Genomic DNA, 15122 nt, shown 5'->3' on the forward strand with positions numbered 1-15122 from the left:
TGATTTCATGGAAAAATCGCAATCATGTCAAGATTTGCCCAAGCTGTTATTTGTACTATTTTTTATTTTATTGCTCATTACAACCAGCTTCTGGGTCTTAAGCCCCTTTGTTTTGGGATTCATTTGGTCAGGAATGGTGGTTATCGCAACTTGGCCACTATTGGAAAAATTACAACAACGATTATGGGGAAAGCGTTGGATCGCTGTTTCCATTATGACATTACTACTAGTCTTATTATTTGTTATCCCTATCGCGTTACTTGTCAGTAGCTTAGTGGAAAATAGTGCCCCGCTGATTGCATGGGCAAAATCTCCCTCCGCTCTTGAACTGCCACAATTGGAGTGGCTCAGCCGGATACCCGTCGTTGGTGATGATTTATATCTTAAATGGCAGGATTTGATTGCTGATGGCAGTAACATTCTTCTCAACAAAATCCCTCCTTATATCGGTAATGCCGCAACATGGTTTTTTACCCAAGCTGCTAATGCAGGCCGCTTCCTTTTCCATCTGGCACTTATGGTGATGTTCAGTGTATTACTTTATTGGAAAGGTGAACAAGTCATGCTGAGTATCCGGCATTTTGCCATCCGGCTGGCAGACAAACGTGGTGATGCGGTAGTACTGCTGGCGGCTCAATCCATCCGTGCTGTGGCCCTTGGCGTGGTTGTCACTGCATTGGTACAGGCCACTGCTGGTGGAATTGGGCTGGCAATCGCAGGTATTCCCTACCCAATGTTATTAACAGTACTGATGTTTGTATGCTGTGTTGCCCAGCTTGGACCTTTGCTCGTCCTCATTCCATCTATCGCATGGCTTTATTGGACAGGAGAAACAACATGGGGAACCATTTTAGTCATTTGGAGCATAATCCTGACCACAATGGATGGCGTTCTTCGTCCTTTTCTTATTCGTCTTGGGGCTGATTTGCCTATGGTTTTAATTCTTACTGGCGTAATCGGCGGCATACTTTCACTGGGTGTAATCGGATTATTTATTGGCCCTGTTGTACTGGCAGTTTCTTACAGCTTACTGTTGGCATGGATGGATGAAGTCCCTGAACCCGAAAGCAAGATAGCAGAAACAGAAAAATATTTTGGGAAGAAGAACGTAAAATAATCAAATAACCGCGCGAGAATATTATTTTTTCGCGCAACTATCAAATTAGTGAATATATCATCCCAATTTTATCGGAGAAATAAATTTATTTTTCAAAAGAAATAAAATTTACTGAGAAAATTGTTGCAGAAAAGTTATTTTTCTAAAGTTTCTTTTTCCAAGATCTATTTATTAAGAGGATTCTTAATGAATAAACTCATTTATTAAATTAGTATTCTCTTCATCGAAACAAATGTTTCCCAGTTAATTGCTACCCCAGCCTATAAACGCCATAGGCTGGGCTCAATGAAGTAATATATATTGCTGTGTGTAGTCTTTGCCTGTCAGCCCATGATAGGCTTTTTTTTTGGATTTTTTTCACTTTTTCTCTCCGTAATTAATCATCCATGTTAGGAAAGATCATGTTACATAAAATATAAAAGCCTGCGGATATTCTAACAGGCTTTTTAATGCAGTTCTGAATTATATTCAGCTAGTTATTTTCAGCCAAAGAAATCCAAGTTTTCACTACCGTATCAGGATTCAACGATAAACTGTCAATACCCTCTTTCATTAACCACGCGGCAAAATCTTCATGATCCGAAGGGCCTTGACCACAGATACCGACATATTTACCTTGACGTTTGGCTGATTGAATTGCCATGGAAAGCAATTGCTTCACAGCATCATTGCGTTCGTCAAATAATTCAGACACCACACCAGAATCGCGATCCAATCCCAGCGCTAACTGCGTCATATCATTGGAGCCAATTGAAAAACCGTCAAAATGTTCAAGGAATTGGTCAGCCAATAACGCATTTGATGGGATCTCACACATCATGATGACTTTCAGCCCATTTTCACCACGCCTCAAGCCTTGAGATGCCAGTTCTGCCGCCACGGCTTCCGCCTGGGCGACTGTACGCACAAATGGAATCATCACTTCAACGTTGGTTAACCCCATGACATTACGCACTCGCTTGACCGCCTCACATTCCAAAGCAAAGCACTGGCGGAAGCTGTCAGAAACGTAGCGACCTGCACCGCGGAAACCCAACATCGGGTTTTCTTCGTGCGGCTCGTACATATCCCCACCGACTAAGTTCGCATATTCATTGGATTTGAAATCTGACAAGCGAACAATCACACGTTTCGGCCAGAATGCTGCCGCTAACGTTGCAATTCCTTCAGTTAATCGCCCAACATAAAACTCAACAGGATTATCATAACCAACCATCAATGAATTAATCTGTTCTTGTAATTCAGGTGATTGTTGTGAAAATTCAAGTAGAGCACGAGGATGCACACCAATCATTCGGTTAATGATAAATTCCAGACGAGCCAGACCAACCCCCTCATTTGGCAAACGAGCGAAGTCAAATGCGCGATCAGGATTGCCTACATTCATCATGATCTTCACATTCAATTCCGGCAATTCATCAATTTGGGAACTCTGAACGCTGAAATCCAATTTATTCTGATAAACGTAACCGGTATCACCCTCGGAACAAGAAACTGTTACCTGTTGGCCCTCTTTCAGACGTTCAGTGGCATCTCCACAACCAACGACGGCTGGGATACCCAACTCACGGGCAATAATGGCAGCATGGCAAGTACGTCCACCACGATTGGTGACAATCGCCGCCGCTTTTTTCATGATCGGCTCCCAATCCGGATCCGTCATGTCAGTTACCAGCACATCACCCGCTTGAATACGATCCATCTCACCAATGTTATGGATAATCTTGACCGTCCCTACACCGATACGATGCCCAATCGCTCGCCCCTCCACCAGCACACTACCCAGTTCATTGAGTTGATAGCGTTCCATCACCTGCTGATTTGAACGAACGGTTTCAGGACGGGCTTGTACAATATATAACTTGCCATTGTGTCCATCCTTCGCCCATTCGATATCCATAGGACGACCATAGTGTTTTTCAATCAATAAGGCCTGTCTTGCCAGCTCTTCCACTTCATGATCAGTCAAAGAGAAACGATTGCGCAGCTCGTCTGATACCTCTTCCGTGCGCACCTGCTTTCCGTGCTCTTTACTATCTGCGTAAACCATACGTATTTTTTTAGAGCCGAGATTACGGCGCACTATTGCAGGACGATTATTTTTCAAAGTGGGTTTATGGACATAAAACTCATCAGGGTTCACCGCCCCCTGTACGACCATCTCACCCAGGCCATAGGCTGATGTAATGAACACAACCTGATCAAAACCTGATTCAGTATCAATCGTGAACATCACGCCAGATGATGCCAAATCAGAGCGAACCATACGCTGTACGCCCGCAGAAAGTGCAACACCACGGTGGTCATATCCCTGATGGACACGATAAGAAATAGCGCGATCATTAAAAAGTGACGCAAAGACATGTTTGATGGCAACCAACACAGCATCAATGCCTTGCACATTCAAGAAAGTTTCCTGCTGTCCAGCAAAAGAGGCATCCGGCATATCTTCGGCTGTTGCGGAAGAGCGAACAGCGAAAGAGGCATCAGGTTCACCTTCAGACAATTGTAGATAGGCATCACGGATATCTTTTTCGAGTTGGGCCGTAAATGGCGTATCAATCACCCACTGACGAATCTGTGCGCCAGCCTTGACCAATTGATTGACATCATCAACATTGGTTTCATCCAGCAATTGATAAATACGCTGGTTCACACCACTTTGTTCCAGAAAATCATTAAATGCCTGTGCAGTCGTTGCAAAACCATGAGGAACAGACACGCCAAGTTCAGCCAGATTGGTAATCATCTCGCCAAGAGAGGCGTTTTTACCACCGACCCGATTAACGTCATTCATACCTAATTGGTTATACCAGAGCACATTGCTTGGGGTGAGGCCACTATTGGACATTAGAAACTATCCTTTTTACATTCGGAGATACAAATCGGAAAAATTAAAGCTGCTCTTCACAGCAAGAAATAGCCTAGCACATTGTCTTGTTATATATAGAAAGGTGAATCGATCAACCCAACAATATTATTTTTTTACAAGTATAATCGGAGGAAACGAGTTATGCTGATGGTGCTTGATAAAAACGATTCAGCCAGACAACTCGACCAATCCGATAACGACAAGCAATCTAACAATATAAAGAAAGAAACGATGATAGAAATTCACACTTCCCAAACATCGGAAAATGAAAGACTGGAACGCAGCGTATTTTTTATTTCCGATGGGACAGCAATCACAGCAGAAGTATTGGGCCATGCTGTGTTGTCTCAATTTCCTATTGCTATTACCTCCTATACCCTCCCTTTCGTGACTAGCAAAGCTCGAGCAGAAGAAGTCAAAGATCAAATAAACGCGATATATCAGAAAATGCAAATTAGACCATTGGTCTTTTATTCCATTATTTCAGATGAGGTCAAAAATATTATTACCCAAAGTGACGGATTCTGTCAGGATATCGTCCAAACACTGGTCGCACCATTACAACAAGAAATCGGTTTAGAGCCAAAACCAGAATTACATCGAACCCATGGCTTATCCAAAAAGAATCTGAGTCAATATGATGCTCGAATTGCTGCCATTGATTATGCTCTCGCTCATGATGATGGTGTTTCATTACGCAATCTTGATCAAGCTCAAGTCATTATTCTCGGAGTATCCCGTTGCGGAAAAACACCTACCAGCCTCTACCTTGCGATGCAATTTGGCATCCAGGCCGCAAACTATCCTTTCACCGCAGATGATATGGATAACCTACGATTACCCGCCGCCTTAAAATCCTTTCAGCATAAATTATTCGGCCTGACTATCAGTCCAGAAAGGCTTGCTGCCATTCGGGAAGAACGGCGTGAAAATAGCCGTTATGCTTCATTACGGCAATGTCGGATTGAACTTGCTGAAGTGGAAGCACTATTCCGCAAAAATAAGATTAATTATTTAAATACCACAAATTATTCTGTCGAAGAAATTTCGGCCAAAATTATTGACAGTATGGGATTGAAACGCCGCATGTTCTGACTCCGTAATACCAGCATGTTTCACAATATTTGTTCACGACACTTTCTCGCGCAAATAGCAGTATTGTCTGTTAAATTTGCTGGAGATTGAGTTATTGTGATTTCAGTCATTCCAGACACTGTCTCAATGTGAAGTAGAATTCGAGAAAGTATATGTACAAAACAGATGAATTAAGAACCCACCGCATTGATAGCCTGATAACACCTAAAGCGCTTGCCGAGCAATATCCTATTTCGGAAAAGACCCTGCAAAATGTGACATCGTCACGAAAGCGTATTGAGTCCATCCTGACAGGCGACGATCAACGTTTACTGGTCATTATTGGCCCCTGCTCTATTCATGATACTGATGCAACCCTTGATTATGCCTCTCGCCTACGTAAACTACGCGAAAAATACCAGCACAACCTAGAAATTGTGATGCGAACCTATTTTGAGAAGCCGAGAACAGTCATTGGCTGGAAAGGTCTGATTTCAGATCCCATGTTAGATGGTTCCTGTCAGGTCAATAAGGGGATCTCGCTTGCCCGTAACCTATTAATTGATATCAATGAACTGGGTGTCCCTACCGCCACAGAGTTTCTGGATATGGTCACTGGCCAATACATTGCTGATTTAATTAGCTGGGGAGCCATTGGTGCCAGAACCACGGAAAGCCAAATTCACCGAGAAATGGCCTCGGCTCTATCATGTCCAGTTGGTTTTAAAAATGGGACGGATGGCAATACGCTTATCGCCATTGATGCAATACGGGCTGCACGCGCCAAACATACATTCCTGTCTCCGGATAAAAACGGTCAGATGACCATTTACCAAACCAATGGGAATCCCTATGGACATATTATTATGCGTGGCGGGAAAAAACCGAATTACAGCGCTGAAGATATTGCAACAACCTGCCATAAATTACGCGAATTACACTTACCCGAACGCTTGATTGTAGATTGCAGCCACGCTAATTGCCAAAAAATTCATCGCCGTCAGTTAGATATTGCAAAAAATATTGGTGAACAAATTCAATCCGGCTCAACAGCCATTGCTGGTATCATGGCTGAAAGTTTTTTAGTCGAAGGTACACAAAAAGTGATTACGGGAGAATCTTTGACTTACGGGCAATCTATTACTGACCCATGCCTTGGCTGGCAGGATACGGAAGAATTTATCAGTATCCTTGACGAAGCCGTTGAAAATCGTTCCTGAATCCTTTCTTTATTCTGGCTCCGATCTACTGTTGGGGCCAGTAACCAATAAAAATAAACCAATTAAAATCAAATAATTAATACATAATCTCAGGTATAAAAAAAATAGCTTGAAGTTAGCTCTTATTGAAACGATAATTATTCTCAATACTAGAATAATTATTGTTCAAACTTGGTTATGGAAAAATTAGCGTATTATCAACGTTACCACACTAACTTTCTACAACAGCAGATTCTTCCTGAGCTCCCCAGCAATGCGGTAGAAAGCAATTGTATTGGTAGTCAGCAACTATTGAGGGAATCGTATGTTATGAAAGTTTGCTATCAAAACGGATTTTTCCGTTACATTCGACCAAATCCAGCAAATTTATTCTGACAAAACAAAAATCCTAGCAAACTCACCTGCTGAATATCGGCAAGGTGGCCAGCTATTTGTGTCCATAAAAATACTATTTAAACATAGAGATTAACCTGCATGACTCTAATTAAACCGCCAAGCCTAAAATTGTCTACATTAAGTGTAGTCATCTTCGCGAGTTTATCTTCTGCGAATGCAACGACAGTACATTCCGAAAAAGATAAATCATCCAAAGAGACTCTGACTGTGTATGCCACTGGCAATGTGCGTGACAGTTTTGAGGCACCTATGATGGTTACGGTCATTGAAGGCAATTCAGCCAGCAGTAAAGTTGCTGGCAATGCGAATGATTTGCTGCGCAACATTCCGGGAATTGATATCACTGGCTCTGGCCGTGCCAATGGGCAGGACATCAGTATGCGAGGCTATTCCCAAAAAGGTGTTTTGACCCTCGTTGATGGTATTCGCCAAGGAACAGATACCGGGCATCTTAATGGAGTATTCCTCGATCCAACGTTAATTAAACAAGTTGAAATAGTTCGGGGTCCATCTGCTCTATTATATGGCAGTGGTGCTCTGGGAGGCGTTATTGCCTATCAAACAGTGGATGCTGCTGATTTATTAGAAGAAGATAAAAATACCGGTTTCCGCGTTTTTAGCCGTGCAGGAAGCGGTGACCACAGTCTGGGATTTGGTGGAGCCGCATTCGGTAAAACAGAACAACTTGATGGCTTATTTGCATTTAGTACCCGCGATGCAGGCAATATCCGCTACGGGAACGGTGTAAAAGGCCATAACGACGAAACCATTGGTAATATGTTGGCAAAAGGCTCTTGGAAAATAGATAGCAGCCAAACGTTAAGTGGTGACTTACGCTATTACCGCAATGAGGCACATGAGCCTAAGAATCCACAATCCCCCAATGACAATGAGAAGCAACGGATAGATCGCACTACCGTACAACGTGATGCTCAACTGACGTATCAATTAAATCCTTCAGAATACAACTGGTTAAATGCCAGAGCGGATATCTATTATTCCGATATAAATATTAATAACAAAAGTAAAGACAAAGGTTTTGAAGGCCGCAAACAAGAAACTTACGGTGTAAAACTTGAAAACCGCTCTCATCTGGGAACCCATACTTTTGCAGCACATCAATTTACCTATGGTGGTGAAACCTATAAGCAGAAGCAAAAACCAAGTAACAATACTGTAGAAGGTTTTCCCAATGCTGATATTCGTTTTGCATCTGGTTGGATTCAAGACGAAATGACTCTACGTGATTTGCCTGTTTCGTTTATCGCCGGTACACGTTACGATAATTACAAAGCCTCAAATAGCAAATATGACGATATCAGTGCTGACAAATGGTCGTCAAAAGGTGCCATTAGCATTACGCCAACGAATTGGTCGATGCTATTTGCCTCCTATTCTCAGGCATTCCGTGCTCCAACCATGGGCGAAATGTATAACGATTCGAAACATTTTTATATGTATCCAATGAAAGGACGTCCAGGGTTCACCAATTATTGGAAACCCAATCCCAATTTGCGCCCTGAAAGCAATGAAACACAAGAATATGGCTTCGGGCTGCGTTTCGATGAGCTATTTACCAGCAATGATGGTCTAAAATTTAAGGCCAGCTATTTTGATACTAAGGCAAAAGATTACATATCTTCCACCGTAACGCCTGATATGAAATTTACGACATCATTGAATATTCCAAAGGCCAAAATTTGGGGCTGGGATGTTTCCATGACATATGACTCTGACTGGTTCTCTTGGGATCTCGCTTACAACCGTACAACGGGTAAAAACGAAGAAACCGGGAAATCTATAGACGCTCTTAGCCCTGATACCCTGACTAGCAAATTGGATATTCCATTGTCCACAACAGGTTTTTCCATTGGATGGATCGGTAAATTTACTCAACATACCCATCTCAGGGGCGTAAATGGCGATAAAAACGAACGGGGTCAGAAGATCGCCCAATACGCAGGTTATGGCGTCAATGATTTCTACGTCAGCTATCACGGCGATAGCACATTAAAAGGGCTAACCACCTCCGTCGTACTGGGCAACGCCTTTGATAAAGCATATTACTCATCGCTGGGCGCACCACAGAGCGGCCGTGATGCCAAACTGTTTGTCAGCTACCAGTGGTAAATAGCAACAGACTAATCTATTAATTTTAAAACTAAATTTATTTTTAAACCCCGTTTTTTAAGGAGCTAGCCACTGTGAATCAGTCACTTTATGAACGTTACCAACAAGCCAAAGCAGATAACAAAGCTAAATACGCACGTGATCTGGCCGCTTACCTCAATGTCAGTGAAGGAGAGTTATTGCATAGCCGTGTCGGTATCGATGCAAAACGTTTGAACGTTGATGCTCCTACCCTACTTCAGGAACTGACGACTGTTGGAGAAACCAAAGCGATAACCCGTAATGATTTCGCCGTTCACGAGCATGTTGGTCGTTACGAAAATACCAAATTCAGCCCACATGTTGGTTTGATCCTTAACCCACGTGAGCTCGATCTACGTCTGTTCTTCGATCACTGGGCCAGCGTTTTCTTTTTGGTTGAACCAGCTAAAAATGGTGTGCGTCACAGCATTCAATTCTTTGATCGCCAAGGCGATGCGTTGCATAAAGTCTATGCCACCAACAATACTGATATGGCGGCATGGGAAGCTCTGATCGAAAAATATCAGACCAGTGAAAACCCAGCGCTGGCAATTCAGCCGGAAGAAGTACCTGAACATGCAGAAATCACTGAACAACTGCAAGTGCAGTTAGATGAAGAATGGCGTGCCATGACTGATGTTCATCAATTCTTCATCATGATGAAACGCCATAATCTGAACCGTCAGCAAATTTTCAATGCCGTGAAAGATGATTTGGCATATCGCGTAAACAATTCAGCAGTAACTCAACTTGTTGAAACTGCCTATCAAGATCAGAATGAAATCATGGTCTTTGTCGGAAACCGTGGTTGCATTCAGATTTTCACTGGCAAACTGGAGCGTTTGATGCCATATCAGGAAGAGAATTCCGCTCAGAAATGGCTTAACATTTTCAATCACAATTTCACTCTGCACCTGATTGAAAGTGCCATCGCAGAAAGCTGGGTCACCCGCAAACCAACAGAAGATGGTTTTGTCACCAGCCTTGAGTTGTTTGATGCCAATGGAAATCAAATCGCACAATTGTACGGCCAGCGTACCGAAGGTACCCCTGAGCAGACTCAATGGCGTGAACAAATTGCCGCTCTGCCTAAACTGCAACCAGAACAGGAAACTTGTGTAGCATGAAAAAGTGGCTTCTAACATTTATGCTTACCATCTCTTTCAATGCGTTCTCTGCTGAACGCATTGTTACCGTTGGTGGCGATGTGTCTGAAATTGTTTTTGCACTTGGCGAAGGACAGCATGTTGTCGCAAGGGACAGTACCAGCCAAAATCCCAAAGCACTACTCTCTCTGCCCGATGTAGGGTATATGAGGATGCTGAATCCAGAAGGGATTTTATCCATGCGCCCATCACTGGTGATCGCAAGTGAATCGGCTCAACCTTCTCTGGCACTCAAGCAAGTCGAAGATTCTGGTGTAAAAGTCATTAAAGTGACCAGCGAAACCTCGTTAGAAGCCGTTCCTAAAAAGATCATGACCGTCGCCAAAGCGGTCAGTCAGGAAAAACGTGGTGAAGAATTGGTTGCCCAATATCAGCAACAACTATCAGGCATCGCTACGTCAGATATTTCGACTAAAGTGCTCTTTGTCATGAGCCACGGCGGCCTCATGCCAATGGCAGCAGGTCAGAAAACAGCCGCAGATCAAATTATCCGTGCCATTGGTGCAAAGAATGCAATGCAAGGTTTCCACGGATACCGTCCTTTATCTCAAGAAGGTGTTATCGCCAGCAAACCAGATTTGCTTCTAGTCAGTACAGAAGGTCTAAAGACTTTGGGTGGTATGGATAAAATTTGGCTGCTTCCTGGATTGAATTTCACACCAGTAGGCAAGAAAAAGCAGGTCGTTGTTGTTGATGAAATGGGTCTGCTTGGATTTGGCCTACAAACTCCCGCCGTTATGAAACAAGTCCGTGAGGCAGCGGAGAAAGTGCAATGAGTCGTTCTCAATTCCCCAGTTTCGGCTTAATAATACTGGGATTATTGTTGTTCTTTCTAGCAATTAGCTCAGCCAATATGGGGGCATTGCCACTTTCCTTTAAAACTCTGTGGGAATCCTCTTTGGATGACCCACAGTGGCAAATTTGGTTAAATATTCGGTTGCCACGTATTCTATTGGCGATTCTCGTTGGATGTGCACTGGCTGTATCTGGTGCCGTGATGCAGGGGTTATTCCGCAATCCTCTGGCTGATCCCGGATTGTTAGGGATCAGTAGTGGGGCAGCACTTACGGTAGCAATGGTGATTGTTCTACCTTTCACTTTGTCTGCCAGCATTGCGTTATACGGCCACATTATCGCAGCCTTTGTCGGCAGTTTATTGGTTTCATCCCTGATCTTTTCGCTTAACAAATATAGCCACGGTAACCTGTCAAAACTACTACTCGCAGGGATCGCCATTAATGCACTGTGCATGGCATTTATTGGTGTATTGAGTTATATCAGTAATGATCAGCAATTGCGTCAGTTTTCCATTTGGATGATGGGTTCGCTGAGCCAAATTGAATGGCCAACGCTGGTTATTGCTGCATCACTCATTATCCCTGTTTGTATACTGGTATTCAGCCAATCACGGAAACTCAATTTGTTGCAATTGGGAGATGAGGAAGCACACTATTTGGGCATTAATGTCCAACGTACTAAATACCAATTATTGCTACTGAGTGCTTTATTGATTGGATGTGCAGTTGCTTTGACGGGCGTCATTGGTTTTATTGGCTTAGTTATCCCACACCTTGCCAGACTACGGTTTGGTGGCGACCATACTTGGCTGCTGCCGATATCAGCCTTGGGCGGAGCATGCCTTTTGCTAACAGCCGATACCCTAGCTAGGACATTAGTTTCTCCTGCAGAAATGCCAGTAGGACTTATCACCGGTTTGATCGGTGCCCCCTATTTTTTATGGCTAATTCTTAAGCCATCAGGAGGCCGTTTATAATGAAGCCGATCATGTCAGATAATTTACTTGAAGCTAAAAATTTAAATTATTTCATCGGCCAGCGTCAGATAATCAGAGATATTTCACTTTCCATTCATCAGGGGGAAGTTGTTGCGATTATTGGCCCAAATGGAGCAGGAAAATCGACACTGCTACGACTATTAACTGGCTACATTCCCCCCAATTCAGGAGAATGCTTGTTAAAAGGCGTACCTATTTCCCGCTGGCCAACTCAGCAATTGGCTCGCATTCGCGCAGTAATGCGGCAATATAGTTCCCTTTCTTTCCCTTTTAGTGTGGAAGATGTCATTGCAATGGGACGTGTCCCCCATGAAAATGCCTATAAGAAAATCGCTATTGATGAAGCTATTGCATTGACAGAGTGCGAAGAGCTGAGAAAAAGAAATTATCAGCAACTATCTGGAGGGGAACAGCAACGGGTTCAACTGGCAAGAGTTTTGGCCCAACTTTGGCATCCAGAGCCTACCGAATCTTGTCTGTTTTTAGACGAACCGACCTCAGCGCTGGATCTTTATCATCAGCAGCATACATTACGGCTGGTTCACCGCTTGACACGCCAACATCCTGTTGCTGTCTGCTGTGTACTGCATGATTTAAATCTAGCAGCACTCTATGCCGACAAAATTATCCTGTTGCACAAAGGAAAATTAGTCGCATCCGGCACTCCACAAGATGTACTGCGGGACGATATTCTCAAACAGTGGTATCAAGCAGATTTAGGCGTTACTCAACATCCTGAAACCCATCAGCCACAGATCTATCTCAGGCAATGAAAGGCACTTATATCCCCTTCACGTTTCAAACTTCTGCTTTGTTGGCTACAACTTGAAATCTACTGAGTAGATAAGATAAAAAAGGCAAATTTTGCGTATCACAGCAAAATTTGCCTCAATTTTTGCCTAAACTGCCCAGTCTTAATCTATACTGAATTATTCGGAATTAGTTTCAACAATCATCAGCAAACAGAGTTCCTGAAAAACTTCAGTCAGTGAATCTTCCCGTATCCCATTGTGCAAATAATTCACATTCAAAAACAGTAAACCTGTGACCCCAGCCATCACCAATGCATATAAAATAAAAAAAACCGCTTTCTGGTTAAATATACAAAATCCGATTGCATGACAGCCTCATTTATAATTAATAACGCGGCTATAATATTACTAGCACCCCAAGATAGATGAACATCTGGCACGATAGCTTATTTCATAAGAGAAAAAATAAGCAACGTATAACGGCTATTAACCTGAAACCGCACATTTTGCGTATACGATAAAAAAGAAATTCTTAAAATGGCTCACGCAATAACATAATTAAGTATTTATATGTCGGTATCTTTTTAGCAAAAGACCCACACATGTGGGAGGTAAACATGTTAGAAAATGTCATCAACGATATTGTAAGATGGTTAGATAGCCAACTTCAACGGACAGAAGGTATCAAAATAGATGCGATTGCCCATAAAAGTGGCTATTCAAAATGGCATTTACAACGAATTTTTAAGGAATTAAAAGGCTGTACACTGGGTCAATATGTGCGCCGACGTCGCCTCCATGAAGCAGCCAAGTCTTTGCGTGAAGATAATTTGCCAATTCTTGATATTGCTCTGCAATATGGTTTTAGTTCTCAGGCTACATTTACCCGGATATTTAAAAAGCATTTTAATACTACACCCGCTAAATTCAGGGAGAATGGGTACCTGCCTGAATTCAAGATCTTCTTATATTGCGAGGAATAAGGTCAAATTTCCCAATCACTTTAATTCATTGACAAGCCAGTGATACAATTGCTGTAACTCTGTATCTAGAGAGAAATATTGTTGACTAACTTGCTGAATCACTTGCCCAACCGCCTCTGGCTGGTACAGTACTCCGATCAGCTTTTCAGCCAATAACTTGAACGGGACAGGTTCCAGACTATCGGTAAATATCTGGCAACGACTTATCACGCCATGTTCAATATCAACATGCAGTTCAACTCCTCCCCAACGGAATCGTGTATCTAGTGTATGACTAAATGCAGGAGCCTGACCAAAATTCCACTCCCAACTACTCTGTTTAGCCAAAATATCACTAAAACCAGGTAAATCAGGCACAACCTGTGGTGAAATAATTTCCGCCTTAACTGTCTCACCGAAATATTCAAAAAATGCGTCGATAATGCCCTTACAAACTCTTTCATGCGTGATACTAGGCAATAATTCAGCTAAGTTCGTTACTCTGGAACGAACCGAGGTGATACCTTTCGCCTGTAATTTTTTAGGGTCAGGATTAAGATAGTCGGCAAGACGATTCAAATCTGCGTTAATCAACAAAGTTCCGTGATGAAACCCACGATCTTTAGTTTCTTTATATGCAGAGCCAGAGATCTTACGCTCTCCCTCAGGAGAAAATAAAACTAAGTCATTGCGACCGGAAGCCGTCGCATGAATACCTGATTTTTTCAGCCCCTTCAGGATGATTTGCGTAGAAACGGTTTTATTATATTCAGGTTTACCCGCCATAAAAGTAAAGCACGTATTACCTAAATCATGAAAAACCGCGCCCCCACCACTGCTACGCCGAGCTAGTTTTATTCCATCCTGTTCCATTCGGCGAGTGTTACACTCTTTCCACGGATTCTGCGCGCGCCCAACGACAACAGTATTAGCATTGCGCCATAAAAACAGAACGCGCTGATTTGGTGGCATCTGTCGAAAAATACTCTCTTCAACAGCAAGATTAAACCAAGGATCGTGAGAATCTGATAGCAACAGACGTAATATGGACATTTTTGACTCCGGCAAAGAAAAACAGAGCCTTAAGGTATCATAAAGCACTACCGGAATAATGGGATGGAGATAAAATCACATCCTACGAGCTTGCCAGAAGACACGGCGCCAATACACATTGTCAAGGGAGGAACGTATTACGCCTTTACTGGTGGATGCGTGAATAAATTCATTGTTAGTATCATAAATACCTACATGCAGGCCACTTTCACCACTGCCTGTCTTGAAAAAGACCAAATCCCCTGGCATCAGATCATCTTTGTTAATCCGTATGCCTAATTTGGTTTGATCATTTGTTGTACGTGGAAGCCGGATATTGAAACGGTCATAAAACGTGCGGTAAACAAAGCCTGAACAGTCAACACCATGTCTATCCATACCACCATAGCGATAGGGAGTTTTATGCCATTGATTAAGTTGATCTTTTAACTGAGCGATAACCATTATCGGATCAGAAAGGGCTGTCCTTAACGGAGGAAAATTAGATTTGGAGACTGGATTGGTACAACCAATGAGGAAAAAACTCAATAATAAGCATAAATGCCCTACTCTTATTAACATCCA

At 42.7% G+C, this 15122-nt stretch carries 12 protein-coding genes; 9 read left to right on the plus strand and 3 right to left on the minus strand.

Features of this window, described 5'->3' with window-relative positions:
- Positions 1 to 7 precede the first annotated feature (7 nt).
- Complete coding sequence (gene ydiK / locus H8A87_RS03685) at positions 8 to 1117, plus strand: AI-2E family transporter YdiK (RefSeq protein ID WP_198688643.1); 1110 nt, start codon at positions 8 to 10, stop codon at positions 1115 to 1117.
- A gap of 472 nt (positions 1118 to 1589) precedes the next feature.
- On the opposite strand, the gene ppsA is transcribed toward ydiK, so the two are convergent.
- On the minus strand, positions 1590 to 3968 hold the full coding sequence (gene ppsA / locus H8A87_RS03690) for a phosphoenolpyruvate synthase (protein WP_198688644.1): 2379 nt from the start codon (positions 3966 to 3968) through the stop codon (positions 1590 to 1592).
- Positions 3969 to 4220: 252 nt separating this feature from the next.
- Here ppsA and ppsR point away from each other — a divergent pair, with 252 nt between their 5' ends.
- The 8 genes from ppsR to H8A87_RS03730 all read left to right on the plus strand — a co-directional run bounded on the left by ppsR (position 4221) and on the right by H8A87_RS03730 (position 13526).
- A complete protein-coding gene (gene ppsR, locus H8A87_RS03695) occupies positions 4221 to 5084 on the plus strand; it encodes a posphoenolpyruvate synthetase regulatory kinase/phosphorylase PpsR (protein ID WP_198688753.1) in 864 nt (287 codons plus the stop codon).
- Between the two features lie 152 nt (positions 5085 to 5236).
- Positions 5237 to 6283 carry a 3-deoxy-7-phosphoheptulonate synthase gene (locus tag H8A87_RS03700; RefSeq protein WP_198688645.1) on the plus strand — a complete coding sequence of 349 codons (1047 nt, stop codon included), beginning with the start codon at positions 5237 to 5239 and terminating at the stop codon, positions 6281 to 6283.
- Between the two features lie 474 nt (positions 6284 to 6757).
- Positions 6758 to 8809 (plus strand): TonB-dependent hemoglobin/transferrin/lactoferrin family receptor, encoded by a 2052-nt coding sequence (locus H8A87_RS03705; RefSeq protein ID WP_198688646.1) that lies wholly within the window; start codon positions 6758 to 6760, stop codon positions 8807 to 8809.
- Positions 8810 to 8883: 74 nt separating this feature from the next.
- Positions 8884 to 9957, plus strand: coding sequence for a hemin-degrading factor (locus H8A87_RS03710; RefSeq protein WP_198688647.1), 1074 nt, complete (start codon positions 8884 to 8886; stop codon positions 9955 to 9957).
- The gene (locus H8A87_RS03715) at positions 9954 to 10772 is read left to right on the plus strand and encodes a heme/hemin ABC transporter substrate-binding protein (RefSeq protein ID WP_198688648.1); all 819 of its coding nucleotides are present in this window, start codon (positions 9954 to 9956) and stop codon (positions 10770 to 10772) included. The genes H8A87_RS03710 and H8A87_RS03715 overlap by 4 nt, the downstream gene beginning before the upstream one ends.
- Positions 10769 to 11770: a FecCD family ABC transporter permease gene (locus H8A87_RS03720; RefSeq protein ID WP_198688649.1), complete on the plus strand. Its 1002-nt coding sequence runs from the start codon at positions 10769 to 10771 to the stop codon at positions 11768 to 11770. The genes H8A87_RS03715 and H8A87_RS03720 overlap by 4 nt, the downstream gene beginning before the upstream one ends.
- Positions 11770 to 12564, plus strand: coding sequence for a heme ABC transporter ATP-binding protein (locus H8A87_RS03725; protein ID WP_198688650.1), 795 nt, complete (start codon positions 11770 to 11772; stop codon positions 12562 to 12564). The genes H8A87_RS03720 and H8A87_RS03725 overlap by 1 nt, the downstream gene beginning before the upstream one ends.
- A 596-nt stretch (positions 12565 to 13160) precedes the next feature.
- Entirely contained in the window at positions 13161 to 13526 is a 366-nt protein-coding gene (locus H8A87_RS03730) for a helix-turn-helix domain-containing protein (RefSeq protein WP_198688651.1), read from the plus strand.
- 15 nt (positions 13527 to 13541) lie between these two features.
- Here the strand turns inward: H8A87_RS03730 and H8A87_RS03735 are convergent, their stop codons facing one another.
- Positions 13542 to 14558, minus strand: coding sequence for a lipoate--protein ligase A (locus H8A87_RS03735; RefSeq protein WP_198688652.1), 1017 nt, complete (start codon positions 14556 to 14558; stop codon positions 13542 to 13544).
- A 75-nt stretch (positions 14559 to 14633) separates the two neighbouring features.
- Positions 14634 to 15119: a C40 family peptidase gene (locus H8A87_RS03740; RefSeq protein WP_198688653.1), complete on the minus strand. Its 486-nt coding sequence runs from the start codon at positions 15117 to 15119 to the stop codon at positions 14634 to 14636.
- Positions 15120 to 15122: the final 3 nt, after the last annotated feature.

Source organism: Xenorhabdus lircayensis (genome assembly GCF_016306625.1).
Taxonomy (GTDB): Bacteria; Pseudomonadota; Gammaproteobacteria; order Enterobacterales; family Enterobacteriaceae; genus Xenorhabdus; species Xenorhabdus lircayensis.

What these genes read in the sequence shown, in the direction of transcription:
- ppsA (WP_198688644.1), bottom strand. Translation starts at nt 3,968, where the DNA reads ATGTCCAATAGTGGCCTCACCCCAAGCAATGTGCTCTGGTATAACCAA.
- ydiK (WP_198688643.1), top strand. Translation starts at nt 8, where the DNA reads ATGGAAAAATCGCAATCATGTCAAGATTTGCCCAAGCTGTTATTTGTA.
- H8A87_RS03705 (WP_198688646.1), top strand. Translation starts at nt 6,758, where the DNA reads ATGACTCTAATTAAACCGCCAAGCCTAAAATTGTCTACATTAAGTGTA.
- H8A87_RS03700 (WP_198688645.1), top strand. Translation starts at nt 5,237, where the DNA reads ATGTACAAAACAGATGAATTAAGAACCCACCGCATTGATAGCCTGATA.
- H8A87_RS03715 (WP_198688648.1), top strand. Translation starts at nt 9,954, where the DNA reads ATGAAAAAGTGGCTTCTAACATTTATGCTTACCATCTCTTTCAATGCG.
- H8A87_RS03730 (WP_198688651.1), top strand. Translation starts at nt 13,161, where the DNA reads ATGTTAGAAAATGTCATCAACGATATTGTAAGATGGTTAGATAGCCAA.
- H8A87_RS03740 (WP_198688653.1), bottom strand. Translation starts at nt 15,119, where the DNA reads ATGTTAATAAGAGTAGGGCATTTATGCTTATTATTGAGTTTTTTCCTC.
- H8A87_RS03720 (WP_198688649.1), top strand. Translation starts at nt 10,769, where the DNA reads ATGAGTCGTTCTCAATTCCCCAGTTTCGGCTTAATAATACTGGGATTA.
- H8A87_RS03735 (WP_198688652.1), bottom strand. Translation starts at nt 14,558, where the DNA reads ATGTCCATATTACGTCTGTTGCTATCAGATTCTCACGATCCTTGGTTT.
- ppsR (WP_198688753.1), top strand. Translation starts at nt 4,221, where the DNA reads ATGATAGAAATTCACACTTCCCAAACATCGGAAAATGAAAGACTGGAA.
- H8A87_RS03725 (WP_198688650.1), top strand. Translation starts at nt 11,770, where the DNA reads ATGAAGCCGATCATGTCAGATAATTTACTTGAAGCTAAAAATTTAAAT.